The organism is Edwardsiella ictaluri ATCC 33202 (genome assembly GCF_000264785.1).
In the GTDB taxonomy this organism is placed as follows: Bacteria; Pseudomonadota; Gammaproteobacteria; order Enterobacterales; family Enterobacteriaceae; genus Edwardsiella; species Edwardsiella ictaluri.
Window position 1 is genome coordinate 1 of the sequence record NZ_AFJI01000010.1, and the last position, 25624, is coordinate 25624.

Genomic DNA, 25624 nt, shown 5'->3' on the forward strand with positions numbered 1-25624 from the left:
ATGCAGATTTGTGTAACTAATTCATTACTTAATGATTAAATTTTTGGCGGGGAACGGCTGGATGGGAACGTCCGCCGACGATGCCCCGATGGCGACTTCATGGCTGGCCCGGTGTGCCAGACGAGACTTTCGGGAGAGTGGTAATGAGCACGCCCATGTTGGTGACATTCTGTATCTATATCCTGGGGATGATCCTGATCGGCTTCCTCGCCTGGCGATCGACGAACAACTTCGATGATTATATTCTCGGCGGGCGCCGGCTCGGCCCCTTCGTCACCGCACTGTCGGTCGGGGCATCGGGCATGAGCGGCTGGCTGCTGATGGGCCTGCCCGGCGCGGTATTCATCGCCGGTATCTCGGAGAGCTGGATCGTCATCGGTCTGACGCTGGGCGCCTGGCTGAACTGGCGGCTGGTGGCGGGGCGACTGCGGGTACACACGGAGGCGAACAATAACGCGCTGACCCTGCCGGACTATTTTACCGCCCGTTTCGCCGATGGCAGCCGTCTATTACGCATTATCTCTGCCCTGGTGATCCTGCTGTTTTTCACCATCTATTGCGCTTCCGGGATCGTGGCCGGCGCCCGCCTGTTTGAGAGCACCTTCGGCATGAGCTACCAGACGGCGCTGTGGGCCGGGGCGGCGGCGACCATCATTTATACCTTTATCGGCGGTTTCCTGGCGGTCAGCTGGACCGACACAGTGCAGGCGATACTGATGGTCTTCGCCCTGATCCTGACGCCGGTGATGGTGATAATCGCCGTCGGCGGCGTCGACGATGCGCTGCTGGTGATCAGGCAGAAAAGCATTGAGAGCGTCGATATGCTGAAGGGGCTAAATCTGGTCGCTATCCTCTCGCTGCTGGGCTGGGGGCTGGGCTACTTTGGCCAGCCGCATATCCTGGCCCGTTTTATGGCGGCCGACTCGCACCATAGCCTGATTAATGCCCGGCGTATCAGCATGACCTGGACGGTCTTCTGTCTGCTCGGTGCCGTCTCCGTTGGTTTCTTCGGTATCGCCTACTTTACCAACCATCCTGCGCTGGCTGGTGCGGTGGATCGCAACGCTGAGCAGGTCTTCATTGAGCTGGCGCAGCTGCTGTTTAACCCGTGGATCGCCGGTATTCTGCTGTCTGCCATCCTGGCGGCGGTGATGTCGACGCTCAGCTGCCAGCTGTTGGTGTGCTCCAGCGCGATTACCGAGGATCTCTATAGGGCCTTCCTGCGTCAGCAGGCAGGACAGCGGGAACTGATGTGGGTTGGGCGGGCGATGGTGCTGCTGGTGGCGCTGGTTGCCATCGCGTTGGCCGCGAACCCGGAGAACCGGGTGCTGGGGCTGGTGAGCTATGCCTGGGCCGGTTTCGGGGCTGCCTTCGGCCCGGTGGTGATCTGCTCGGTACTCTGGTCCCGTATGACCCGTAACGGTGCGCTGGCCGGGATGATCATCGGTGCCCTCACGGTGATTGTCTGGAAACAGTACGCCTGGCTGGGGCTGTATGAGATCATTCCGGGCTTCCTGTTCGCCGGCGTCGGTATCGTGGTGGTCAGTCTGCTGGATCGCGAGCCCCCGGCGGCGGTGCGGCAGCGCTTCGCCGCCGCCGATGCCTGCTATCGTGCGTCACCGTGCGCCCCACAGCTGGAGTCGGAGTAACGGCGTCCGGGGGATGGCTGCGGTTCAGCGGAGGTATCGCCGCGGTATACCGGGACGATCCACCGTCATATCTAATGAGAGAATAACGGTTGTACAATGAATCATTGCATTGATTATTAAAATGTTATTCTGTCATGGGATGTGATATCCCGTGCCTCGTCCAGCGCAGCGCGCGGCAGGGAGAAGGTAAAGCGGGTGGCGTCGGGATCCGAGCTAACCCAGATCTGGCCCCGGTGCGCGTCGATGATCGATTTGACAATGGCCAGGCCGATGCCGCTTCCCTCACCATTACGTTGGCGTGCGGGGTCGACGCGATAGAAACGGTCGAACAGGCGCGGCAGGTGCTGCGCAGCGATGGGCATGCCGGGATTGGCGACGCAGAGCAGCACGTTGTCGGCCGTCTCGCTGAGCCGTACGATCACGCTGTGGCCTGCGGGGGTATGGCGAATGGCGTTGGAGAGCAGATTGCTGATGACCCGCCGCAGCATCGGCGGGTCACCCCAGACGGCGTGGCCCTTGCCGTCAAGGCGCAGGGTTACCTGGCGCTCCTCCGCCCAGGCCTCGAAGAAGTCAAATACCGTGAGGATCTCCCGGTGCAGATCGAGGGGAACGCAGCTGAGGTGAAGGCGCTGACTGTCCGCCTGCGCCAGAAATAGCATGTCGTTCACCATCTTCGCCATACGCTGGTACTCTTCGAGGTTCGAATAGATTACCTCCTTCAGTTCGTTCTCCGTACGTGCCTGGCTCAGCACGATTTCGCTTTGGGTGATCAGATTGGTGATCGGGGTACGCATCTCGTGGGCGATGTCGGCAGAAAAGTTTGCCTGCCGGGTGAAGACATCTTCGATGCGGGCGAGCATCTGGTTGAAGGAGAGCACCAGCTGTTGCAGCTCGATCGGCACCGTGTCGGGGGCGAGACGGGTATCGAGATTCTCCGCGGTGATGGCCTTGATCTTCCCGCTGAGATCGCGCAGTGGCCGGTGTCCGCTGTAGACGGCGAGCAGCACGATGAAAATGATCAGCAGGCTGATAAAGAGCGCGCAGATCATCAGATCCCTCTTCAGCTGCTCAAGATAGTGCAGGTGTACGTTGATAGAGAGGGCGATCAGCAGGGTGTAGGGCGCGCCTGGGTCACCCGCCGGATAGACCGTGGCGGCGATGAGGCGATAGGCCTCGGGGGGCGTTGCCTCACGCGGGTTGGCGGTGGCGTGACGCTCATTCGGCCACAGGAAAACTTGACCGCTTTGCAGATAGTGTGGCAACTCCGGTAGCTGCCAGACGGCATTGAGGGTGGTGGCGGAGTCCGATCGGTAGATAAAACGCTGGTCGCTGGCGCGTAGGGCGACGCTGATGTTCTGATAACCGGCCAGCACGCGGTTCAGCGTTTCCAGGCGCTGGACGCCGGCCCGGGGCGGCTCTTGCAAGACGCGCAGGATGCTGCTGCGCACCTGCTGGAGCGTGCCGTTGTCCAGCTCGGCAAAATGGCGCTCGACGGAGTAGATCATGATCCAGGTGAACAGGGCGAAGGCGAGGCTGGTCGCCAGCGAGATGGTCAGGGTCAGGCGGGCTGCCAGGGAGATAGGGCGTCGCACGCGCTTAACACTCATCCGGCGCCTCAAGCAGATAGCCGACGCCGCGCACCGTCTGGATCAGCTTAGGCTCGAAGTCGAGGTCGATCTTCGCCCGCAGTCGCTTTACGGCCACGTCGATGGCGTTGGTGTCGCTGTCGAAGTTCATGTCCCAGACCTGCGAGGCGATCAGGGAGCGGGGCAGAACTTCCCCCTGATGGCGGATGAAAAACTCCAGCAGGGTGAACTCCTTACCCGTCAGCGTAATGCGCTTACCGCTGCGGGTCACCTTTCTGGAGAGGAGATCCAGGCTGAGATCGGCCACGTGCAACTGACTTTCGGGGATGTGCGTGTTGCCGCGTCGCAGCAGGGTTCTCACCCGCGCCAAGAGCTCGGCGAAGGCGAAGGGTTTGACCAGGTAATCGTCGGCGCCGAGTTCCAACCCCTTTACCCGCTGCTCGATGGTGCCCAGCGCGCTCAGCAGCAGGATCGGCATCCCCTGATTGGCGTTGCGCAGCATGCGCACGATATCCCAGCCATTGACGTCTGGCAGCAGAATATCGAGGATGATCAGGTCATAGCTGGCGGTCATCGCCAGGTGGTATCCCGTTAAACCATTGTCGGTGAGATCGGCGACAAATCCCGCCTCTGTCAATCCCTTACACAGATATTTCCCGGTTTTTACCTCATCTTCAACGATCAGTATTTTCACCCTGAGCTCCGTTATCTCATGACCTCCCGGCCATTGTAGATGGGTTGCGGGCCAGATCAATCAATGTGCAGGAAAATGACAGCTTTGTCATTTTCCTGTCACCGGGCAAACCGTATCGGTTTGTTAAGGTGCCATTATCCTTTGGCGGCCTTTAGGGTGCCACCCCCATCGGCATGTTTGGGCTATCCGCGTTATGGTTAAGATAAAGCAATTAAGCGTCAGCATGGTATTGACCCTGACGGGATGTGTCTCTCTGGCGCCAGAGTATCAGCGCCCGGCATTGCCGGTAGGTGCGCAGTTCTCCTCCGCGGCGGCAGCAGGCGACACGGCGTCGACGTACGACCGGGATCAGGGCTGGCGCCAGTTCTTTCGCGATGCGCAGGCCAGGTCGCTGATCGACGAGGCGCTGCTCAATAACCGCGACCTGCAGCAGGCGGTGCTCAATGTGCGTCTGGCGCGCGCCCAGCTGGCGCTGCAGCAGGCCGACCGTTACCCCCAGCTCGACGCCACCTCGCAGGCAAACTACCGTGCTCCGCTCCAGGGGGGAGCCAGTAACCGGGAGTATCAATTGGGTGGTGCGCTGGGATTCGATCTGGATCTGTTCGGCCGGCTCCAGTCGATGAGTGCGCGGGAGCAGCAGAATTTTCTCGCCAGTCAGCAGGCGCAGCGTGCGGTGCATATTCTGTTGGTCTCCAATGTCGCCCAGGCCTATTTTACCCAACAACTGGCCTATGCCCAGCGACGTATCGCCCAAGAGACGCTGCAAAACTATCGTCAATCCTATTCCCTGATCGAGCAGCAGGTTCGGGCCGGCAGTAATAATCTGCTGGCATTAGAGCAGGCGCGCGGGCAGCTCGATACGACCCAGGCGACGCTGGCGCGGCGTGAAGGTGAGGTGGCGCAGGCCAACCATGCCATTCAGCGACTCGTCGGTGTCTATGGCGGTACCCCCCGCGATCTGCGCGGGCTGGAGAGCCCGGTTGGCCCGGTAGCGCTGCCGGTGCCGCTGCCATCGACGATCCTGCTGCAACGTCCCGACATTATGGAGGCGGAGCATCTGCTGCAAGCAGCGGATGCCGATATCGGAGCCGCCCGGGCAGCATTCTTTCCCTCTATCTCGCTGAGCGGCGGCTTAAACAGCAGCGGCAGTGATCTGGCCGGGCTATTCAGCGCGGCCGGTGGAATGTGGAGTTTTGTCCCCAAGGTTACCCTGCCGATCTTTAATGGCGGGCGTAACCGCGCCAATCTGCAGCTCGCCGAATTACGCCAGCAGCAGTCCGTCGTGAATTATGAAAATAAGATCCAGGCCGCGTTTAAGGAGGTGGACGATGCCCTCTCTGCGCGTCGGAGCCTCGCCGATCAATTAACGGCGCAGCAGCGTTATCTCGATGCGATCCAGGCAACCTTGGTGCGCGCCCGCGGCCTGTACGCCCACGGTGCGCTGAGTTATCTCGAGGTATTGGACGCAGAACGCGCGTTATTTACCACCCAACAGACGCTGCTCGATCTGCGTTATTCACAGCAGGCGAATGAAATAACCCTTTTCGCTGCCTTGGGCGGCGGTTGGCAGGCATAACAACGGACCCTTAATCCAATGGAGTGAACTTTATGAAAACAGCGTTCAACGTGGTTTTATGTACAGCTTTCATCATGGCGGGCAGCGTCCCGGTGCTGGCGGAGGAGAATGGCCATCAACACGGGCAACCGGCGGCTGTCGAGCAGGTACAGACACCGCAGATCACGACGCGCGGTGAGGTAAAGGCGATTGATTTGCAGAATAAGAAGATCACCATCAGCCACCCGGCGATCCCCGAATTGGACTGGCCGGCGATGACCATGCGCTTTACCTTCGATGAGGGGAGCCAGGTGGCGGGATTAAAGGCCGGTGATCGGGTGTCCTTTTCGTTTGTCCAGCAAGGCGCGATCTCACAGTTAACCGCCATCCAAGCCATCTGATCGCAGCGATGTTATTGATGCCGGTGATTCCCGAGGGGACACCGGCCGTTAGATTCTGCGTCCGTCGTAAATGACAGGCTAGTGCATGGGGATTGTCATGCCCGTTCTAAATCTAAAATATGCCGCGGCGCTTGCCGGCGGCCTCATTCTGGGGGGGGCGATCACCGTCGCCCTGTATCCTTATCTGAATCTGACATCGTCAGCATCGACGGCGACGACGCCCGCCGAACGCCGCGTGCTGTTCTGGTATGACCCGATGAAACCCGATGTCAAATTCGACCAGCCGGGGAAATCCCCCTTTATGGACATGGATCTGGTGCCGAAATATGCCGATGAGGGCGTGGAGGAGGGGCAGGATAGCGGCGTACGCATCGATCCCGCCCAACAACAGAATCTGGGGCTGAAGACGGCCACGGTGCGGCGGGGGACGCTGACTGACGCCCACACGCTGCCCGCCACCATCAGCTTTAACGAATATCAGTATGCGATTGTACAGGCGCGTGCGGAGGGATTTGTCGAGAAGGTCTACCCGCTGACCAACGGCGATCGGATCGCGCGCGGCAGCCCGCTGGTCGATATCACCATCCCGTCCTGGGTCGAGGCGCAGAGCGAATATTTGTTGCTGGCACAGGGCGTAGGGCAGGAGGTACAGCGTCAGGGGGTGCTGGAGCGTCTGCGTCTGAGCGGAATGCCGGAGGAGGATATTCAGCGCCTGCGTACCACGCGGCGCATCCAGACGCGTTTCACTCTGCGCGCACCGATCGACGGGGTGATCACCGCCTTCGATCTGCGCGCCGGGATGAACTTCTCCCGGGATAAGACGGTGGCGCAGATCCAGGGTATCGACCCGGTCTGGGTCACCGCCGCGCTGCCGGAGACGATGGCCGCACAGCTGAACGCGGATAGCCGCTTCGAGCTGACGGTACCCGCCTATCCCCAGCAGCGCTTTCCGCTGCGCGACTGGCGCACGCTGCCCAGCGCCGATCCGGCGACACGCACCCTGCAGATCCGTCTTGTGCTGGCGAATCCCGACGGCAGGCTGAAGCCCGGCATGAACGCCACGCTGCGTCTTGAGACGCAGAGCCGACCGCTGCTGCTGATCCCTGCCCAGGCGATCGTCGACAGCGGCGACGAGCAGCATGTGATCACCGTGACACAGGAGGGACGCTTCCTGCCGAAGCGCGTGGCGGTGGTGCAGGAGGCGCAGCAGCAGGCGGGGATCGCCGCGGGGCTGGAGGAGGGGGAATCGGTAGTGGTTAACGGGCTGTTCCTGATCGACTCGGAGGCCAGCATCAACGGTGCGCTGGCGCGTATGCGTCAGGCGGGCGTGGAGGCTGCGCCGTCATCCCCTGGCGCGCCGGACTCCGCCGCGCCGCACAGTGGGCATTGAGGAGACGGCGATGATTGAATGGATTATCCGACGCGCGGTGGCGAACCGTTTCCTGGTGATGATGGGGGTACTGTTCCTCGGTATCTGGGGCGCCTGGACGGTTGCCAACACGCCGGTGGATGCGCTGCCTGACCTCTCCGATGTACAGGTGATCATCAAGACCAGCTACCCGGGACAGGCTCCACAGCTGGTGGAGGATCAGGTGACCTATCCACTGACCACCACCATGCTGTCGGTGCCGGGGGCCAAGACGGTGCGCGGCTTCTCTCAGTTCGGCACCTCTTATGTCTATGTCATCTTTGCCGATGGCACCGACCTCTATTGGGCGCGCTCGCGGGTACTGGAGTATCTGAATCAGGTGCAGGGTAAGCTGCCGGCGGGGGTCAGCGCTGAGATCGGGCCCGATGCCACCGGGGTCGGTTGGATTTTCGAGTATGCGTTGCAGGATAAGAGTGGGCAGCACGATCTGGCTGAGCTGCGCTCGTTGCAGGATTGGTTCCTGAAGTATGAGCTGAAAACCATTCCCAACGTTGCCGAGGTCGCGGCGGTCGGCGGGGTGGTGAAGCAGTATCAGATCCAGGTCGACCCGCTGAAGCTGGCGCAGTATGGCATCAGCCTGGCGGAGGTAAAACGGGCCATCGGCGCCGCCAATCAGGAGGCGGGCGGGGCGTCACTGGAGCTGGCCGAGGCGGAGTATATGGTGCGTGCCAGCGGCTATCTGCGCACCCTCGACGACTTTAACCACATCGTCCTGAAGAGCGGCCAGGATGGGGTGCCGATCACCCTGCAGGATGTTGCGCGGCTCCAGATTGGGCCGGAGATGCGTCGGGGGATCGCCGAGCTGAACGGCGAGGGCGAGGTGGCTGGCGGAGTGGTGATCCTGCGCTCGGGCGAGAATGCCCGCCAGGTGATCACCGCGGTAAAGGCGAAGCTCGCCGCACTGCAGGGTAGCCTTCCGCCCGGGGTGGAGGTGGTGACGACCTATGATCGCAGCCAGCTTATCGATCGGGCCATCGACAACCTCAGTACCAAGCTTATCGAGGAGTTTATTGTGGTGGCGCTGGTCTGCGCCCTGTTCCTGTGGCACGTACGCTCGGCGCTGGTGGCGATCGTCTCCTTACCGCTGGGGCTGTGTATCGCCTTTATCATCATGCGCTATCAAGGGCTGAACGCCAATATCATGTCGCTGGGAGGGATCGCCATTGCGGTGGGGGCGATGGTCGATGCGGCAATCGTGATGATCGAGAACGCCCATAAGCGCCTGGAGGAGTGGGCGCATCGCCATCCCGAAAGTCTTATCGACAACGCGACGCGCTGGCGGGTGATCACGGATGCCGCAGTCGAGGTGGGACCGGCGCTGTTTATCAGCCTGCTGATCATCACGCTCTCCTTTATTCCCATCTTCACCCTTGAAGGGCAGGAGGGGCGGCTGTTCGGCCCGCTGGCCTTCACCAAGACCTACGCCATGGCCGGTGCGGCGGCGCTGGCGATTGTCGTGATTCCTATCCTGATGGGCTTCTGGATCCGCGGTAATATTCCGCCGGAGAGCCGTAATCCGCTGAATCGTTTTCTGATCCGGATCTATCATCCGCTGTTGCTTGCCGTGCTGCGCTGGCCGCGGATGACCCTGCTGGTGGCAGCGTTTTCCATCGTGACGGTGATCTGGCCGTTGGAGCGCCTCGGCGGTGAGTTTTTACCGAACATCAACGAGGGCGACCTGCTGTACATGCCCTCGACGCTGCCGGGGATCTCGCCGGCCCAGGCGGCGCAGTTGCTACAGACCACGGACAAACTGATCCGGCAGGTACCGGAGGTGGCCAGTGTCTTTGGTAAGAGCGGTAAGGCGGAGACGGCGACCGACTCGGCGCCGCTGGAGATGATCGAGACCACCATTCAGTTGAAGCCGCAGGAGCAGTGGCGACCGGGGATGACGATGGACAGGATCATCGCCGAGCTCGACGCCACGGTGCGCCTGCCGGGGCTGGCCAACCTGTGGGTTCCGCCGATCCGTAACCGCATCGACATGCTTTCGACCGGCATCAAGAGTCCGATCGGTATTAAGGTATCGGGTACCGTGCTGGCCGATATCGACGCCACGGCCCAGCGTATCGAGGCGGTGGCGAGGGGGGTGCCCGGGGTGGTTTCTGCGCTGGCGGAGCGTCTGGAGGGGGGACGCTACATCGATATTCAGATCCAGCGTCAGCGGGCCGCCCGTTACGGGATGACGGTCGCCGATGTGCAGCTGTTCGTCTCATCGGCCATCGGCGGGGCGATGGTCGGCGAGACCGTCGAAGGGGTGGCACGCTATCCCATCGCGCTGCGTTATCCTCAGAGCTGGCGGGATTCGCCCGAGGCGCTGCGCCAGCTGCCGATTCTGACGCCATTACAGCAACAGATCACCCTCGGCGATGTGGCCGGGGTACGCGTGGTCTCCGGGCCATCGATGCTGAAGACGGAGAATGCGCGCCCGGCCAGCTGGATCTATATCGATGCCCGCGGGCGCGATATGGTGTCGGTGGTCGAGGATCTGAAGAGGGCGATCCAGCAACAGGTCACTCTGGCACCGGGCACCAGCGTCAGCTTCTCCGGCCAGTTCGAGTTGTTGGAGCATGCCAACCGTAAGCTGATGCTGATGGTGCCGATGACGCTGGTGATCATCTTCGTGCTGCTCTATCTGGCCTTCCGGCGGGTAGAAGAGGCGCTGCTGATCCTGATGAGCCTGCCCTTCGCCCTGGTGGGCGGTATCTGGTTCCTCTACTGGCAGGGGTTTCATCTGTCGGTGGCCACCGGCACCGGTTTTATCGCCCTGGCCGGCGTGGCCGCCGAGTTTGGCGTGGTGATGCTGATGTACCTGCGTCAGGCCATCGAGCAGGATCCGGCGCTGAGCCACACCGGGCGCTTTACCCCAGCCGCGCTGGATGAGGCGCTGTATCACGGCGCGGTGCTGCGGGTGCGCCCCAAGGCGATGACCGTGGCGGTGATCATCGCCGGCCTGCTGCCGATTCTGTGGGGAACGGGCGCCGGCTCGGAGGTGATGAGCCGCATCGCCGCACCGATGATCGGCGGGATGATCACCGCGCCGCTGCTGTCGCTGTTTATCATCCCGGCGGCCTATAAGCTGATCTGGCTGCATCGCCAACGCCGTGCTACGCGCCGGACGGACTCTTCAGCGTAGAAAAACGGGCGGCACGCCTTGAGCGCGCCGCCCGCTTGGCGTATCCATTCCCCTCAGCGCACGGCGCATATCCCCCACAGATCCCTGTGGTAGAACCGATCCTGCCAGCGTTGAATATCGCGGACGCGGAATGCACCCGCGCAGGCGGTAAGATAGTCGTTGAAGATGCGGCAGAGACGAGTGGCGTCATTCTCCTCCCGCTGGGGCCAGGCCGCGGGGAAGCGCGGTTGCCAGTCCATCAGCTATGCTCCTAGTCGGCTCCGGGATTATGCCATTCCGCCACACGAACCGCGTTTCGCTGGCGTTGGCGATATGGCACCGCGACGGCAGCTGTCACGCCGGTACTCTCCACGTACGATGAACTCATTGTGTCAATCTGATGGACGGTCACCATAAGAGTATTCAGGGTATCGACGGCTGCAGCGGGCGAATGGCTGCGGCAAGATGTGCTTTGCTGCTTAAAACGCAAACCGGGTCAGATTCTGTTCAGCATAGAACGGGAGTGGTTGGAAAATGGACTCAAGGGAGGGAGGAGCCATCACCAGACGCACCGGGAGACTCCAGTGCGTCTGAGTGGAAATCAGCGGCGGGAGAGAGCGTGCTGACCGCGTTGCTGTTCGCGGCGTTTTTCCAGGATTGTTGTGACGCTGTCACTTTTGAGCCAATACCCCAGCATAACCAGCGGAATGGTGCCGGCCATGATGGCGGAGGTCGCCAGCAGCGGTATGTGGATCAGTGCCGACACCAGTAGGCTGGCCAGGAAGCAGACGCCAAGCTGCAGCGTATTCTGCAGTGCCGCCGCCTTGCCGCTGTTGTTCGGGAAGGGCGTCAGAGCGCTGGCGACCACGATGGGATAGATGGCACCGTTCATCATCGCCATGACGCAGAACGGTATCAGCAGCGCCAGCAGACCGGGCTGGTAGCTGAGGGCCATCACCAGCATCGCCAGCATACTCAGTGAGTAGATGACCAGCAGCCACGGCAGCAGCAGGGTGCCGCCGATGCGACTCAGCAGCGCCCGGCAGCCATAGCCGCCCAGCAGGAAGGCGATGGTCTGCGGCACATAGCTCAGGCCGATATCGTTCGGGCTATATCCCATCTCGCCCAGAATGAAGGGCGAACCGGTCAGCCAGGCGAAGAAACCGGCGGAGCAGGCGGCGTAGATCAGTACGTTGCCGCTAAAGATGTTGGAACGCATCAGACGCAGAAAGCCGATGCTCGGTGTCTGACGGTTCGCCATTGCCCGGTGCTCCTGCAGACGCAGGGTCGGGATCATCAGCAGCAGGGTGATGGCGAACAGCACGGCGAAGATGGCCTGCCATTCAAAATGGTTGAGCAGCCAGGCACCGAGCAGCGGTGCCAGCGCCGGCGAGAGGGCGACCAATGGCATGACCGTGGCGAAGACGCGGTTGGCGACCCCTTTGCTGTAGCGATCGATAACCAAAGCCTGCCAGGTGACGGCCGCAGAGCAGACCCCGACGGCCTGAACGAAGCGCAGGATCAGCAGTTGGGTGGTATTGTCGACCCACAGCATACCCAGGCAGGCCAGGGCGAACATGCCCAGTCCCAACAGCAGAACCGGCTTACGTCCGATGCGATCGGAGAGTGGCCCCCACAGCAGCTGTGCAAAGGCAAAGCCGGCCAGGAAGATGCTCAGGCTGGCGCTGATGGCGCCAGCGGAGGCACCCAGATCATGGCGCATGGCGCCAAAGGCGGGCAGATACATATCGGTGGCCAGGTATCCCAGCATACTGAGGCCAGCCAGATAGATTATGAAACCTGATTTACTTCTCATTATTTTGACTCGTTATAAATATGTTGCAGATAAAGAATGTGACGGGGAGAGTTTATGAGCTGACGTCAGCGTTGTGAAACGCTATTATTTGGCATAATGGATGAAATTTTTTGAAAGCAAGGTGTCGAGGGGCTGAGTATGTGGTCAGAATATTCGCTGGAGGTAGTGGATGCGGTTGCGCGCACCGGGAGCTTCAGCGCCGCGGCGCAGGAGCTGCACAGGGTGCCCTCTGCCGTCAGCTATACCGTACGTCAGCTGGAGAGCTGGCTGGCGGTACCGCTGTTTGAACGGCGTCACCGTGACGTGGAATTGACCGAGGCCGGGGCGCTTTTTGTCGATGAGGCCCGCAGTATTATCAAAAAAATGCATGCCACCCGGCGTCAGTGCCAACAGGTGGCTAACGGCTGGCGCGGACAGTTCCATGTTGCGGTCGATCGCATCGTCCGTCCACAGCGCTGCCAGCAGCTGGTGGTGGATTTTTACCGTCACTTTCCCGATATGGAGCTGATGATCCACAGCGAGGTCTTTAACGGCGTGTGGGATGCGCTGATCGATGGACGGGTCGAGGTGGCGATCGGCGCGACGCGAGCGGTGCCCGCCGGTGGGCGCTATGCATTCCGCGATATGGGGTTTTTGCACTGGCGCTGTGTGGTCAGCCCCGACCACCCGCTGGCTGCGTTCGACGGCGAGCTAGACGACGATCGCCTGCGGCCATTTCCGGCACTGAGCATCGAAGATACCTCGCGGACGCTACCCAAACGGGATACCTGGCTGCTCGATAACCAGCGGCGTCTGGTGGCGCCGGACTGGCCGTGCGCCATCGACTGTCTGGAGGCCGGGCTGTGCGTCGGCCTGATGCCGGCCCATGCCGCCGAACCGCTGATCGCCGCCGGGCGTCTGTATGCACTGCGTCTGTGTCAGTCGTTTCCTGACAGTGCCTGCTGCGTGACCTGGCAGGATCACAGCTGCTCACCGGCCCTTGAGTGGCTGCTGGCCTATCTGGGCGATACCCGTACCATGAATCAGGAGTGGCTTATGCCGCAGCCAGTGTGACGATCCGCCCACCGGGCGGAGCATCGGCGCGATCGTGGGTGACCAGGATCGCGGGAATGGCGCGTTCGGCGATCTGCTGATAGACCCAGTGGCGAAAACGGCGGCGCAACGGGGCGTCCAGCCGGGAGAAGGGCTCATCGAGCAACAGGGCCGCCGGTGCGGCAAGAAGGGTACGCAGTACACTGATGCGTGCGCGCTGCCCCCCGGAGAGTGTGGCCGGATAAGCCGCAGCCATCTCTTTCATATCCGCCTGGCGTAGTGCCTGGGCGACGGCATCCGGCGCGGCCTGTGGGGAGAGGGCGAAACGGAGATTCTGCCCGACGGTAAGGTGGGGGAAGAGTAGGTCATCCTGGAACAACAGCCCGACTCCCCGGCGCCAGGGCGGTGTACGTGTGAGCTCGTTCCGATCCAGCCATACACGACCCTCGGCGCGTAGCGGGAGGGGAAGCTGGCCCGCGATCCCGGCTAATAGCGTCGATTTACCGCAGCCGCTCGGCCCCATCAGAGTGAGGACCTCTCCGGGTGACACCGTTATGGAGAGAGGAGGGAGAAGCGGTTTGTGTGACAATGTCACGTAGAAGTTTTCGAGTTTAAGGGTGGTCATAACGGGAAGATCCTCGACCGCTCCGCAGTGGTAGCCACAGCGCCAGCAGGAAGGCCGGCAGCGGCAGCAGGGTTTGCCATAGGGCGCCGATGGCGGCCAGGCGACGATCGATACCACTGGCATAGGCGACGGTTTCCGTGGCCAGGGTCGGCAGCCGCCCGGCGCCCAATCCCAGGGTCGGCAGATACATGCCGACGCTGACTGCGACGCCAAAGGCTATCGCCAGCAGGAGTGCCGGTAGCATCTGCGGCAGCTTAATCCGGTAAAAGGCCTGCCAGGGCGTCTTACCCAACGCCAGCGCCACCCGGGTCTGACGCGTATCGAAACGCAGCCAGGCGCCGGACAGCGTCAGCAGGTAGTAGGGGGTGATGAACAACAGCTGGCCATAGATAACCAGCGGGTAGCTGCCCAGCAGCTGGCTGCGGGCGGCGAAATACTGTAGACCGAAGATCAGTCCCATCTGTGGCAGCAGCAGTGGCATCAGCAGCCAGGCGCCGGGTACCCGCCGTCTCAGGGTATACCACTCCAGCGTGCCGAGCGCCAGGATCAGCGCCAGCAGGTTGACGGCCAGCGCGATGCACAGGGTATGCCACAGCGGGGCGCTCCAGTCACTGACGCTGTACAGCCAGCTGTCATAGCGCCACTGTTGCGGCCAGCGTTGCGCAAAGGGCCAGCGCTGGGCCAGCGAAACCAGCGCCAGCATCAGGTAGGCCGCGGCGGCCAGCGCCAGCGCCAGGGGCCAAAAGGCGGTGCAGGCTGCCAGCCCGCCGTGGGCGATGCGCCACCGTGGAGGACGGCGGGCAACGGCGACCCACAGGCGTTCGATACCGTACCAGAGCAGCAGCGCCAGTGCGTTTAACAGCATCAGCAGCAGCGCCCCGAGGGCCGCCAGCGCCGTCTGCCCACCATCGGCAATCCACTGCCATAGCAGCTGTGCAAACAGCAGTGGCCGCTGTGGGCCGAGCAGCTGCGCCAGATCCAGCGCCGACAGGGCAAAGGCCAGGACGCAGAACATGGGCAGGCGTAGCCCCGGCAGCAACTGCGGTACCATGATGCGCCACCAGCCCTGCATCGGGGAATAGCCCAGCGCGGCGCTGATGCGCAGCTGCTGCTGCGCCGCGCAGCGGGTGGCCAGATTCAGGGTAAGCAAATAGAAAAAGGGGGTCTCTTTTAACAGCAGCAGCAGCGAGAGGCTCAGGCCGTAGGGGTCGTTGGGGAGCGGCAGGTCCGGCGGTTGTTGCCACTCAAACAGCGGTGCCATCAGGCGCCACAGCAGGCCGGTTGGCGCCAGCAGCATCAGCAGACCGGTGGCCAGGGCAATGTGGGGCGCCGCCAGCAGCAGCGCCGGCACCAGCATGCGCTGACGTTGCTGCTGTAGGGTGAGTCCGGCCAGCGCCAGTGCCAGCAGCAGGGCACCGCCGGAGGCACCCAGCGCTATCCACAGCGACAGGCTCAGGCTGCGCTCCAGGGCGGGCCACTGCAGCAGCTGTTGCAGCGCCTGCCCCGCATCCTGTTCGCTCAGCGGTAATAGGGTCGCCGGAACCATCGCCGCCAGCGGCAGCATGCCGGACAGCAGCACCAGCGCGGGAAACAGCGCCAGTCGTGACACGCTTAGCGGCGGTAGTCGATGAACGGCCCGTCGGCCACGGAGCGGCGCTCAACCAGCTTAGGGTGAACTTCGATGGTTTGGGCGTCTTCGCGCTTACTGGTGATACGGTCGAGCAGCATGTCGAACGCCATGGCGCCAAGGCGCTCCTTGGGCTGATGGATGGTGGTCAGCGCCGGGGTAAAGTAGCGGGCATTGCGCACGTTATCGTAACCGATGACGGAGATATCCTGCGGTACGCGCAGCCCCATCTCATCCGCTGCGCAAATGGCGCCCATCGCCATAATATCACCGCCGACAAACACCGCCGTTGGGCGCTGTTTCTGCGACAGAATATTTTGCATTGCCGTATAGCCAGACTCCGGCTCGAAGTCGCCTTCGACCAACCATGACTCCAGCGGCGTGATGCTGGCCTCCTGCAGCGCCTTGAGGAAACCGCGCAGGCGACCGCCGCCGGTGTTACGCGATACCGGGCCGGTGATGGCGCCAATGTCACGGTGCCCGCGCTCGATCAGATAGCGGCCGGCCAGATAGCCCCCCTCGAAGGCGTTGTCCTGGATCGCATCGGTAAAGTCGCTGCGGCGGGTTCCCCAGTCCATGACCACCATCGGGATGTGGCGGTAGTCCTCCAGGCTCTCCAACAGGTTTTCCGGATACTCTGAGCACATCACCAGCAGGCCGTCGACACGCTTTTGTGCCAGCATGGCCAGATAGGCTTTCTGTTTCTCCAGATTATTGTGGGAGTTACACAGGATCAGGGTATAGCCATGGCCGTAGCAGCTATTTTCTACCGATTCGATGACCTCGGCAAAGTATGGTGCCTCGCTGGAGGTCGCCAGCAGGCCGATAGATTTAGTGTGGTTGACCTTCAGGCTGCGGGCAACGGCGCTGGGGGAGTAGTGTAGTTCTTTAATGGCCTCCCAGACGGCGGCTTTGGTCTCGTCAGCGACAAAGCGGGTTTTATTGATGACGTGAGACACCGTGGTGGTCGATACGCCTGCGCGCTTTGCCACATCTTTAATCGTTGCCATGAAACAAATGACTCCTGGGCGTACGCGCTGCGTCGCCGTTTTGTTAATCGTTTGCCTGCGTGCATCGGAAAATGCGCCTGACAGCGCAGCTCGGCGCCGACGCGTTTGCGCAATAGGATGACGCTTGCCATTTCTTGTTTAGAATTATAGCGTCGGCACGCGGCAGTAAACCGTAAATTCTGTCTGATCTCAGGCAAAAGGGGAAGCACTAATTGGCGATTTGCGCAGGATGTAATCCTAAGATTTTCTGCGTGTTTTAAGTTGTGATTTATGTGAAAATGATTTAACACGGGTTTTGTGCGAATTATTAAGTCAGTAAAAATTGATGCAGAACTAAAACATGAGGTGCCAGGATGGAAAACGATCTGAAATATTCTTTGGTAACAACGGTGGTGGCGTTGGCGCTGATCGTCGTAGCTAGCCTGATCGCGGTGCTGCACTAAGTCAGTCGGCGGGGTAATAAGAAAGGCGCTCGGTGAGCGCCTTTCTGGTCTCTCTGGCCGATCAATTACGCCAGATTTTTGGCGACAAACTCCCAGTTAACCAGCGTCCAGAAGTTTTCCAGGTACACCGGGCGTGCGTTACGGTAGTCGATGTAGTAGGCGTGCTCCCACACATCAACGGTCAGCAGCGGCTTGTCGTCGCCGGTCAGCGGGGTCGCAGCGTTAGCGGTGTTGACGATGGCCAGGGTGCCATCTGCCTTTTTCACCAGCCAGGTCCAGCCGGAGCCGAAGTTACCCACGGCAGACTTGGTCAGCGCATCTTTGAACGCGGCAAATGAGCCGAAAGCAGTGCTGATGGCGTCAGCCAGGGCACCGGACGGTTCGCCGCCGCCGTTTGGAGAGAGGCAGTGCCAGTAGAAGGTGTGGTTCCACACCTGAGCCGCGTTGTTAAAAATACCGCCGGAGGAGCCCTTCACGATCTCTTCCAGAGATTTTCCTTCGAACTCAGTGCCTTTGATCAGATTATTCAGGTTGACCACATAGGCGTTGTGGTGCTTACCGTAGTGATATTCCAGCGTTTCGGCGGAAATATGTGGCTCCAGCGCATTCATAGCGTACGGTAATTCAGGTAATTCAAATGACATAGCTCTCTCCTTCATGCTTCTATGGCAAGGCGGTTAACCCGTAAACAACGTACGTAAGACGTCGCCGCCGGTTAGATAAAAATGAAAAAATCTTGTTGTCCGCTTGTTATGTTTTGTGATTCTAGCAAGTTTTGAGGTGAAAGACAGGGAGAGATGTATTTTAGCTGACTGAGTGGCGAAATTTACAGCAGAAGTGCAGAGGTAAGCGGGCGTTGAAGCGGGGCGGTCACGGGGTGACCGCCCCGGGAAATGTGTCGAGTGAGGCGTTAGCGGATGGTCTTCGGCGTCATGACACGGCGGGCACCCAGGTAGTGGTCCTGCCAGTAGTTATCGCCCAGATAGCTGACGCGGATCTCCTCACCGGTGCGCGGAGACTGAATAAATTTGCCGTTGCCCAGATAGACGCCAACGTGATCGGCCGCGCCGTGCCCGTGGATTTGAAAGAATACCAGATCGCCGCGCTGCAGCTCGGCGCGCTTGACCGGCGCGGCGTCGCGCAGGTGGTACATCTCGTTAGCGGTGCGCGGTATTTTAATGTTCAGCAGATCCTGGTAGGCATAATAGATAAGGCCGCTGCAGTCAAAGCCGGTGTGGGGAGAGGTACCGCCCCAGTGATAGGGTTTGCCTATCTGGCGCATCAGCTTATTCATCGCCGTCTGTTTGGCGTGCTGATAGCGCTTCTTGTGCCGCGGGTTCATGTGGATTGGCTGACCGTCTTCATGGCGGCTGCCTGAGCGGTGGGCCGACTTAATGGCCGATGGGCGGCCGTAGGCTTTTTTACCCTGGTGCACCGCCCTTTGTACGCTGGCGCGATGCTTAAGGGACTTTTCGCTGCGGTGGTGCGCTTTCGTTCGCTGTTCGGCGGCGGCGCGGTGTGGCACGGTGACCGTGCGGTGGGTCGTATGCGCCGCACGTTTTGCCCGGGAGGAGGGATGAGGTGTTGCGCTGCGGCGCTTCTGCGCCCCGTCGTCTGCCCTGCGTTTTTTACGCTCATCGCTCTGGCTGTGGGCAACCGTGGCTTTGCGCTGATCGGCGATGACTTTGTGTGCCGGTGAGGCGGCCGCTGAGGTGGTAAACCATTGGGTAAACAGCAATACAAAGAGCGCAACGAATAGACGCATGATCAGTCGATTCCAAACCAAAAACGAAAATAAAAACTTAGCAACAGTATTAATTAAAATATACTCAATATAACAGTACTGATGTTTACCTATTCGCGTCTAATTGTGAGTGAATATGTCGGCTGTCTTCTTTATCGACAAAAATGGCATCTTTATAGTGAAATTACCTATCATAAATACTATGAGCAGGATAACGATCGAATAATGAGCCATAGGTAGAGAGATTATATGATGTCACTGCCGTGCGCGTGGGATAGCCCCTGCAAAATATGGTGTTTTTTTCCTGCCACGCCCACCGCTACAATAGTGAAATTCGCCGCCGCGCGCCGCGTGGCATACGGGGGATACGCCATCTGTGCCTCATCCCTTGTCTGCAAAGGTCGGCGCAGGCAATAATGATAATATACTGCGTTACCGCTATAACACTGGATATTTAAGGAAGTAGAGACCATGACCACTATTGAAAAGATTCAGCGCCAGATCGCCGAGAACCCGATTATCCTGTACATGAAAGGCTCACCGAAGCTGCCGAGCTGCGGCTTTTCAGCGCAGGCGGTACAGGCGCTGTCTGCCTGCGGCGAGCGCTTTGCCTACGTGGATATTCTGCAGAACCCGGACATCCGCGCCGAGTTGCCGAAGTTTGCTGACTGGCCAACCTTTCCGCAGCTGTGGGTAGAGGGTGAGCTGATCGGTGGGTGTGACATCATACTGGAGATGTATCAGCGCGGCGAGCTGCAGACGCTGATCAAAGAGGCTGCGGCCCGTCACGGCTCAGCAGCGCAGGACAACGGCTGACAGCGCGGCACCAGGCCATGTAAAAAGGCGCCGAAGGGCGCCTTTTGTGTATCGGCAGGGGCCGTTTGCTAGAGGATCATCGCTGCCGCCCAGCCGAAGCCGAGCAGCGGCAGGTTGTAGTGCAGGAAGGTGGGCACCACCGAATCCCAGATGTGATCGTGCTGGCCGTCCATATTCAGCCCGGAGGTTGGCCCCATGGTGGAATCAGAGGCCGGCGATCCGGCATCCCCCAGCGCCCCGGAGACGCCGATAATGGCGATGGTCGCCATGGGGGAGAAGCCGAAGGCAATGCACAGGGGCACATAGATAGCCGCGATGATCGGTATCGTGGAGAAGGAGGATCCGATGCCCATGGTGATCACCAGCCCGACCACCAGCATCAGAAACGCGGCCAGTCCCTGGCTGCCACCGATCGCCCCTTCGATGGAGGTTACCAGCGTATCTACACTGCCGGTGGCTTTGATCACGGCGGCAAATCCGGAGGCGGTGATCATGATAAAGCCGATCATCGCCATCATATGCACTCCGCGGGTAAAGACATCCTGGGTATCCCGCCAGTGGATCACGCCGCCGAGAATAAATACCACAAAGCCCATCAGTGCGCCGAGCACGATAGAGTTGGTCACCAGCTGTACCCCCAGGGCGGCGATGATGGCGATAACGGCGACCCATACGGCCCGTAGCTGAATACGCTTATGCTCCGGTTCTGCGGACAGAATGCGTCCCTCATTGTAGCGGCGTGGCCTGCGGTAGCTGACAAAGAGGGCCAACAGCAGGCCGAACAGCATCCCCAGTCCCGGCAGCAGCATGGCGCCGGGTATCTGGGCAGCGGTGACCTGCAGTCCATTCTCATTGAGATTTTTCAGCAGAATATTATTCAGAAAGATGCCGCCAAAACCGATCGGCAGCACCATATAAGGGGTTATCAGGCCGAAGGTCAGCACGCAGGCTACCGCGCGCCGATCGAGGTTCATCCGTGAGAATAGGTGCAGAAGCGGCGGGATCAGAATGGGAATAAAGGCAATGTGGATGGGGATCAGGTTCTGCGACGAGATGGCGATCAGCGTCAGGATCAGCAGCAGACCGTATTTAAACCAGAACAGGCGGTGGGCGCTTGGCGTCAGCCCCATGCGGCGGATCACGCCGTGGGCCAGTACATCCGTGATCCCGGAGCGTGAAATCGCGACGGCAAAGGTGCCCAGCATGGCGTAACTGAGGGCGATCTCCGCGCCGCCGCCCAGCCCGCTGCTGAAGGTCGTTATCGTGGTGTCCAGCGTTAGACCGCCGCTCAGTCCGGCAACCAGAGCGGCGACGATCAGGGCGATCACGACGTTGATCCGCAGTAGGCTGAGGAGCAGCATTACGACCACGGCAATTACAACAGCATTCATAGACGTCAATGTCCTAAAAGTCGTTCAAGGCGGTAGCAGGATTATTAGCATGTTTCCGTGCGCGCTACGACAAAAAAATATCCTGCTGTGCCTTTTTGGCGTCGCCGTGGGACTGAATAAAAAAACGCCCGCGGAGCGGGCGTGGTCTGCGAGGGAGACTATGATTCCGCGCAGAGGCCTGTGTCGTTCAGATCGGCCGGGGGCCAGCCGCCCAGGCGCTTCCAGCGATTCACCAGCTCACAGAACAGCGTGGCGGTCTGCTGGGTGTCATACAGGGCAGAATGGGCCTGAGCGCTGTCGAAGGGGATCTGTGCGCTGATGCAGGCCTTGGCCAGCACCGTCTGGCCGAGAACCAGTCCACTGAGGGCCGCGGTATCAAAGGTGGCGAACGGATGGAACGGGTTACGCTTCAGCCCGGCGCGCGCTGCGGCCGCCATCAGAAAGGAGTGGTCAAAATGGGCGTTGTGGGCCACCACCACCGCGCGGTTGCACGCCTGATCTTTAATTCCCTTGCGCACCATCTTAAAGATGGCGTGCAGCGCGGTATATTCGCTGACGGCGCCGCGCAGCGGGTTGTGTGGGTCGATACCGTTAAAGGCCAGCGCCTCTGGCGAGAGCTCAGCGCCCTCAAAGGGATCGATATGGAAATGCAGGCACTGATCGGTTTCCAGCCAGCCGTCGTCGTTCATTCGTAGAGTGACGGCGGCAATTTCCAGCAGGGCGTTGCGATTGGCGTCAAAGCCTGCGGTTTCGACGTCGATGACGACCGGATAAAAGCCACGAAAGCGCGTGCTCAGCGCATTGAGATTAGAGGTGTCAGCCATGGGTTCGTTGGTGTCTTTATTTTGAATGCAGCGCGCATTATGGCAAATTTCGCCGTGTTTTACACGGGGATGGCAAATGAGAAGGGAGGTGGGCGGTACAGATTGCGTCCGCCCGGGTGAAATGAAAGGAGGGGTTAGCGGCCCAGTCCTTCGCTGGCCGAGCGGTTTTCGATCAGCTCGATTTTATAGCCGTCGGGATCCTCGACAAAGGCAATGATCGTATGGCCGCCTTTGACCGGGCCTGCCTCACGGGTAATGTTGCCACCGGCGCGGCGGATCTGCCCGACGGTGGCGGCGACGTCATCGACGCCGAGGGCGATATGGCCGAAGGCGCTGCCCATCTCATAGCTATCGACGCCCCAGTTATAGGTCAGTTCGATCACGGCGCCTTGCTCCTCATCGCCATAGCCGACGAAGGCCAGAGAGTATTTATAGGCTTCATTTTCACTGGTGCGCAGCAGGCGCATGCCCAGCACCTGGGTATAAAAATCGACAGAGCGCTTCAGGTCGGCGACCCGCAGCATGGTGTGAAGTACACGCATAGATATCCTCAACGCTGGCAAGGTAAAAAGACGTTTCAATAGTGTCACAGAGGCCGCCGATTTGGCAACGTCAAACCCGGTGAGCGGGCAGGGCGGTTTGACGAAGTGCTGGTTCCGATGACCACGATGGGACACGGGCGCGGCGCTAGCCAGTTAGCGCAGGGCTGTGAAGGGACTTTAACGTATTTAATTGATAAATTGTTATCATATTAGCTTAAATAATCATTTGATGTTCTTTGGCGGCATTATATCTATCTATGTAATAGATATTTATGTTGCATTTTATGACGCAGGTTAGATCAATAAATGGCGCTACGGTGATACGGATGGACAATGGCGCGATCGCCCGTCCAGCCTGAGCGTGGCGGGCATGACGCACTCTTGTGACGTATTATGTGATAGAAGGCGGATAATTTTTGATATATTTGCAATATGTATGTTTATTAGCGTATAAATAATAAGCATGAGTAAGTCATTTTTCATTATTTTGCTTTATATTATTTGGCTAACTGGTTAATATTATTTGCACACAATCGCTCGTCTATTGGCGTTTTTGGTGCCATAGCGCGTGGGAGTGAACCACAAAGGAATTGGCCGATATTTACCCGGCAGGGGCATCGGGATGATGATGTGTTACCGTTCGGTGTTATAGCCGAAAGGAGCTCGCCGCCTGAAGCCTGACCGCTGCGTTTTACCTGAAGAGGGAAACCAACGGACATCTCACCGCCGGACCCGGTACCAAGGGGAACCGCCCGCTGAGTTGTGGTTTCCGGGTACGGACCGGTGATGACGGTGTATCGGGTTTATGGATTGGCTCGCTCATAATAAGGAGATTAAATTGGAATCAACATTGGGGTCGGATTTAGCACGGTTGGTGCGTGTATGGCGTGCCTTGATCGATCAGCGACTGAAGCCGTTGGAGCTGACGCAGACGCATTGGGTGACGCTGTATAACATTCACCGCTTGCCGCCTGAGCAGTCGCAGATTCAGCTGGCCAAGGCGATTGGCATTGAGCAGCCGTCGCTGGTGCGTACGCTGGATCAGCTGGAGGATAAGGGGCTGATTACCCGACACACCTGTGCTAACGATCGCCGTGCCAAACGCATTAAGCTGACGGATGGCGCCGAACCCGTGATTAGGGAAGTGGCCGACGTGATTTCGCTGACGCGCTGTGAAATCCTGGACGGTATCTCTGCGGATGAGGTCTCGCTGTTGGCCAACCTGATTGAACGTCTGGAGCAGAACATTATTCATTTGCAGAATAAATAAACGCACATCGTTCGAGCAGTCAAAAAAACCGGAAGGCATGCCTCCGGTTTTTTTATTGCATCAGGATCACATTGGCGAGACATTAACGGTGCTGCCGCTGCTCAGCAGCATCACACGTTGATTAATCCGGAAAGCCTGCTTATCGTTCTTCTGTACCACGGCGATGGTCTTACCGCTGTCCAGACGGATCACCAACTGGACGCCGTTGGTACGGTTGACCACGCCCTCAATGCTGTTGCCGGCCACGCCGCCCGCGACGGCGCCTGCGGCGGTCGCCAGGTTACGTCCGGTGCCGCCGCCGATGGTGTTGCCCAGCAGGCCACCGATGACGGCGCCACCGATGGTGCCGATCACGTTCGCCTCGTTGCCGGCCTGGATCTGTACCGGCTCCATGGAGACGATGGTGCCATACGTGACCTGCTGTACCTGCTTAGCTTGATTGGCGCTGTACACGTCACCGGCCAGGGTGCTGGTATTGGCGCAGCCAGCCAGGGTTGCCGTGGCAATAGCGACAATAATAAGACGCTTTATCATGATTTGGTTCCTTTTATTACCCTTACCGTGTTCTTTCCCGGGGGGCGGCGGCGAGATGGCTGGGCATCATGGCCGGACACGCCCGCGGGACGAGCATAGTTGTCGTTTCAGTGTATGTCAAAATGGCTTAACCGAGGGTAAACCGCTGCCGACGGCATACACCCCATCGGTATGACATCTAGAATGTTATTCTAATGATAAAACGGTTGCTTAAGAAGTCGGAATCCGGAAATTATGTTGCAGCTTTTTGCTGTCGCCCGATTTATCCGCAATTGGCGCTGATATTGATAAAAGTTAAGCCGATCGGTAAGTTGGGTGATAGGCTGGACAACATACCGGCGACGGCCTGCGCGGCGCGTCGCGACACCGGAATTGGAAGAGAAAATGAAAACGGGACGCTATATCGGCATTATGTCCGGCACCAGCCTGGACGGTATTGATGTGGTTCTGGCCGCGATTGATGAAACGCTGGTGGCACACCAGGGGCATTACGTGCATCCCATTCCCCATGAGGTCAAGACGGCGATTCTGGCCATGAGCCAGGGGCAGGAGACGACGCTGGCGGCGGTGGGCGAGCTGGACCGTACTCTGGGAACGCTGTATGCCGGGGCGGTCAATCAGCTGCTGCAGCGTCAGAGGCTGACGGCCCAGGATATTGTGGCCATCGGTTGCCATGGGCAGACCGTCTGGCATCAGCCCGACGGGAGCGCGCCGTTTACGTTGCAGCTGGGGGATAATAACCGCGTAGCGGCGCTGACCGGGATCGCTACGGTGGGTGATTTTCGGCGGCGCGATATGGCCTACGGTGGGCAGGGCGCTCCGCTGGTTCCGGCGTTTCATCATGCGCTGCTGGCCCACCCCGGCGAGCGACGCATGGTACTGAATATCGGGGGGATCGCCAATTTATCGTTGTTGCTGCCTGGCGCGGCGGTACGCGGCTTTGATACCGGACCGGGCAATATGTTGATGGATGCCTGGATCTGGCGCCGGTGCAGGCGTCCGTATGACGCCAACGCCGCCTGGGCGTGCGGCGGCCGCGTTCTGAGCGCGCTGCTGACGCAGATGCTGGCAGATCCCTATTTTGCGCGTCCGGCGCCGAAAAGCACCGGACGGGAGCTGTTTAATCTCGCCTGGCTGGAGCGGCAGCTGCAGCGCTGGCCCGGCGTGGACGCCCGGGATGTCCAGGCGACGCTGGCGGAGCTGACGGCACGCAGCATCGCCGATCAGGTACAGCTGGCCGGCGGCTGCGAGCGCCTGCTGGTCTGCGGCGGCGGCGTCCACAATCCGCTGGTGATGGCCCGAATGGCGGCCCTGCTGCCAGGTACCGAGGTTGCGCCGACCGATAAGTATGGCGTCAGCGCGGATGATATGGAGGCGCTGGCCTTTGCCTGGCTGGCCTACCGGACGCTCTCCGGACTGCCCGGCAACCTGCCGTCGGTAACCGGCGCCGATCGTCCGACGCTGCTGGGCGCCATCTACCCGGTCAATCCTTACGATGCCGGTGTCGCTTTATAAACGGAG

23 protein-coding genes are annotated in these 25624 nt (G+C 60.0%); 10 read left to right on the top strand and 13 right to left on the bottom strand.

Annotated elements, in window-relative coordinates; translation table 11 throughout:
- Positions 1-137: 137 nt before the first annotated feature.
- Positions 138-1649, top strand: a complete 1512-nt coding sequence (putP, locus tag EIEH_RS01020) for a sodium/proline symporter PutP (RefSeq protein ID WP_035608358.1) — start codon at positions 138-140, stop codon at positions 1647-1649.
- A 116-nt stretch (positions 1650-1765) separates the two neighbouring features.
- On the opposite strand, the gene EIEH_RS01025 is transcribed toward putP, so the two are convergent.
- The gene (locus EIEH_RS01025; RefSeq protein ID WP_015871428.1) at positions 1766-3256 is read right to left on the bottom strand and encodes a Cu(+)/Ag(+) sensor histidine kinase; all 1491 of its coding nucleotides are present in this window, start codon (positions 3254-3256) and stop codon (positions 1766-1768) included.
- Positions 3246-3929 (bottom strand): copper/silver response regulator transcription factor, encoded by a 684-nt coding sequence (locus EIEH_RS01030; RefSeq protein ID WP_015871427.1) that lies wholly within the window; start codon positions 3927-3929, stop codon positions 3246-3248. Before EIEH_RS01030 ends, EIEH_RS01025 begins: the two co-directional genes overlap by 11 nt.
- A gap of 193 nt (positions 3930-4122) precedes the next feature.
- On the opposite strand from EIEH_RS01030, the gene EIEH_RS01035 reads away from it, so the two are divergent.
- The 4 genes from EIEH_RS01035 (at position 4123) to EIEH_RS01050 (ending at position 10450) form a co-directional block, all read left to right on the top strand.
- Positions 4123-5505 carry an efflux transporter outer membrane subunit gene (locus tag EIEH_RS01035; RefSeq protein WP_015871426.1) on the top strand — a complete coding sequence of 461 codons (1383 nt, stop codon included), beginning with the start codon at positions 4123-4125 and terminating at the stop codon, positions 5503-5505.
- A 32-nt stretch (positions 5506-5537) separates the two neighbouring features.
- Positions 5538-5885 carry a copper-binding protein gene (locus EIEH_RS01040; protein ID WP_015871425.1) on the top strand — a complete coding sequence of 116 codons (348 nt, stop codon included), beginning with the start codon at positions 5538-5540 and terminating at the stop codon, positions 5883-5885.
- Positions 5886-5982: 97 nt separating this feature from the next.
- Positions 5983-7275, top strand: a complete 1293-nt coding sequence (locus EIEH_RS01045; RefSeq protein ID WP_015871424.1) for an efflux RND transporter periplasmic adaptor subunit — start codon at positions 5983-5985, stop codon at positions 7273-7275.
- A gap of 10 nt (positions 7276-7285) precedes the next feature.
- Positions 7286-10450 carry a CusA/CzcA family heavy metal efflux RND transporter gene (locus tag EIEH_RS01050; protein WP_015871423.1) on the top strand — a complete coding sequence of 1055 codons (3165 nt, stop codon included), beginning with the start codon at positions 7286-7288 and terminating at the stop codon, positions 10448-10450.
- A 53-nt stretch (positions 10451-10503) separates the two neighbouring features.
- Here EIEH_RS01050 and EIEH_RS01055 read toward each other — a convergent pair whose 3' ends face one another.
- Positions 10504-10689 carry a class I SAM-dependent methyltransferase gene (locus EIEH_RS01055; protein ID WP_015871422.1) on the bottom strand — a complete coding sequence of 62 codons (186 nt, stop codon included), beginning with the start codon at positions 10687-10689 and terminating at the stop codon, positions 10504-10506.
- A 341-nt stretch (positions 10690-11030) separates the two neighbouring features.
- Entirely contained in the window at positions 11031-12245 is a 1215-nt protein-coding gene (gene punC / locus EIEH_RS01060; protein ID WP_015871421.1) for a purine nucleoside transporter PunC, read from the bottom strand.
- A gap of 138 nt (positions 12246-12383) precedes the next feature.
- On the opposite strand from punC, the gene punR reads away from it, so the two are divergent.
- Entirely contained in the window at positions 12384-13298 is a 915-nt protein-coding gene (gene punR, locus EIEH_RS01065) for a DNA-binding transcriptional activator PunR (protein WP_015871420.1), read from the top strand.
- Here the strand turns inward: punR and EIEH_RS01070 are convergent.
- Genes EIEH_RS01070 through purR form a run of 3 tightly spaced genes read right to left on the bottom strand, consistent with a single transcriptional unit; the run spans position 13279 to position 16539 of the window.
- Positions 13279-13902 carry an ATP-binding cassette domain-containing protein gene (locus EIEH_RS01070; RefSeq protein WP_015871419.1) on the bottom strand — a complete coding sequence of 208 codons (624 nt, stop codon included), beginning with the start codon at positions 13900-13902 and terminating at the stop codon, positions 13279-13281. The two genes, punR and EIEH_RS01070, sit on opposite strands and share 20 nt — an antisense overlap.
- Positions 13889-15511, bottom strand: coding sequence for an ABC transporter permease family protein (locus EIEH_RS01075; RefSeq protein WP_015871418.1), 1623 nt, complete (start codon positions 15509-15511; stop codon positions 13889-13891). Before EIEH_RS01075 ends, EIEH_RS01070 begins: the two co-directional genes overlap by 14 nt.
- Before the next feature lie 2 nt (positions 15512-15513).
- Positions 15514-16539 carry an HTH-type transcriptional repressor PurR gene (gene purR, locus EIEH_RS01080; protein ID WP_015871417.1) on the bottom strand — a complete coding sequence of 342 codons (1026 nt, stop codon included), beginning with the start codon at positions 16537-16539 and terminating at the stop codon, positions 15514-15516.
- A 353-nt stretch (positions 16540-16892) separates the two neighbouring features.
- On the opposite strand from purR, the gene cydH reads away from it, so the two are divergent.
- A complete protein-coding gene (gene cydH / locus EIEH_RS18720; RefSeq protein WP_107775269.1) occupies positions 16893-16982 on the top strand; it encodes a cytochrome bd-I oxidase subunit CydH in 90 nt (29 codons plus the stop codon).
- A gap of 65 nt (positions 16983-17047) precedes the next feature.
- On the opposite strand, the gene sodB is transcribed toward cydH, so the two are convergent.
- Positions 17048-17626 (bottom strand): superoxide dismutase [Fe], encoded by a 579-nt coding sequence (gene sodB, locus EIEH_RS01085; protein WP_015871416.1) that lies wholly within the window; start codon positions 17624-17626, stop codon positions 17048-17050.
- 266 nt (positions 17627-17892) lie between these two features.
- Entirely contained in the window at positions 17893-18747 is an 855-nt protein-coding gene (locus tag EIEH_RS01090) for a C40 family peptidase (RefSeq protein WP_015871415.1), read from the bottom strand.
- Between the two features lie 450 nt (positions 18748-19197).
- Here EIEH_RS01090 and EIEH_RS01095 point away from each other — a divergent pair, with 450 nt between their 5' ends.
- The gene (locus EIEH_RS01095; RefSeq protein WP_015871412.1) at positions 19198-19542 is read left to right on the top strand and encodes a Grx4 family monothiol glutaredoxin; all 345 of its coding nucleotides are present in this window, start codon (positions 19198-19200) and stop codon (positions 19540-19542) included.
- Between the two features lie 68 nt (positions 19543-19610).
- On the opposite strand, the gene EIEH_RS01100 is transcribed toward EIEH_RS01095, so the two are convergent.
- From EIEH_RS01100 to gloA, 3 genes are all read right to left on the bottom strand, one after another.
- Positions 19611-20933 carry a Na+/H+ antiporter family protein gene (locus EIEH_RS01100; protein WP_015871411.1) on the bottom strand — a complete coding sequence of 441 codons (1323 nt, stop codon included), beginning with the start codon at positions 20931-20933 and terminating at the stop codon, positions 19611-19613.
- 158 nt (positions 20934-21091) lie between these two features.
- Positions 21092-21757 carry a ribonuclease T gene (rnt, locus tag EIEH_RS01105; protein ID WP_015871410.1) on the bottom strand — a complete coding sequence of 222 codons (666 nt, stop codon included), beginning with the start codon at positions 21755-21757 and terminating at the stop codon, positions 21092-21094.
- A gap of 134 nt (positions 21758-21891) precedes the next feature.
- Entirely contained in the window at positions 21892-22299 is a 408-nt protein-coding gene (gloA, locus tag EIEH_RS01110; protein WP_015871409.1) for a lactoylglutathione lyase, read from the bottom strand.
- A gap of 838 nt (positions 22300-23137) precedes the next feature.
- On the opposite strand from gloA, the gene slyA reads away from it, so the two are divergent.
- Entirely contained in the window at positions 23138-23569 is a 432-nt protein-coding gene (slyA, locus tag EIEH_RS01115; protein WP_015871408.1) for a transcriptional regulator SlyA, read from the top strand.
- 66 nt (positions 23570-23635) lie between these two features.
- Here the strand turns inward: slyA and EIEH_RS01120 are convergent, their stop codons facing one another.
- On the bottom strand, positions 23636-24103 hold the full coding sequence (locus tag EIEH_RS01120) for an outer membrane lipoprotein (protein WP_015871407.1): 468 nt from the start codon (positions 24101-24103) through the stop codon (positions 23636-23638).
- A gap of 384 nt (positions 24104-24487) precedes the next feature.
- Here EIEH_RS01120 and anmK point away from each other — a divergent pair, with 384 nt between their 5' ends.
- Complete coding sequence (gene anmK, locus EIEH_RS01125) at positions 24488-25618, top strand: anhydro-N-acetylmuramic acid kinase (RefSeq protein ID WP_015871406.1); 1131 nt, start codon at positions 24488-24490, stop codon at positions 25616-25618.
- Positions 25619-25624 lie beyond the last annotated feature (6 nt).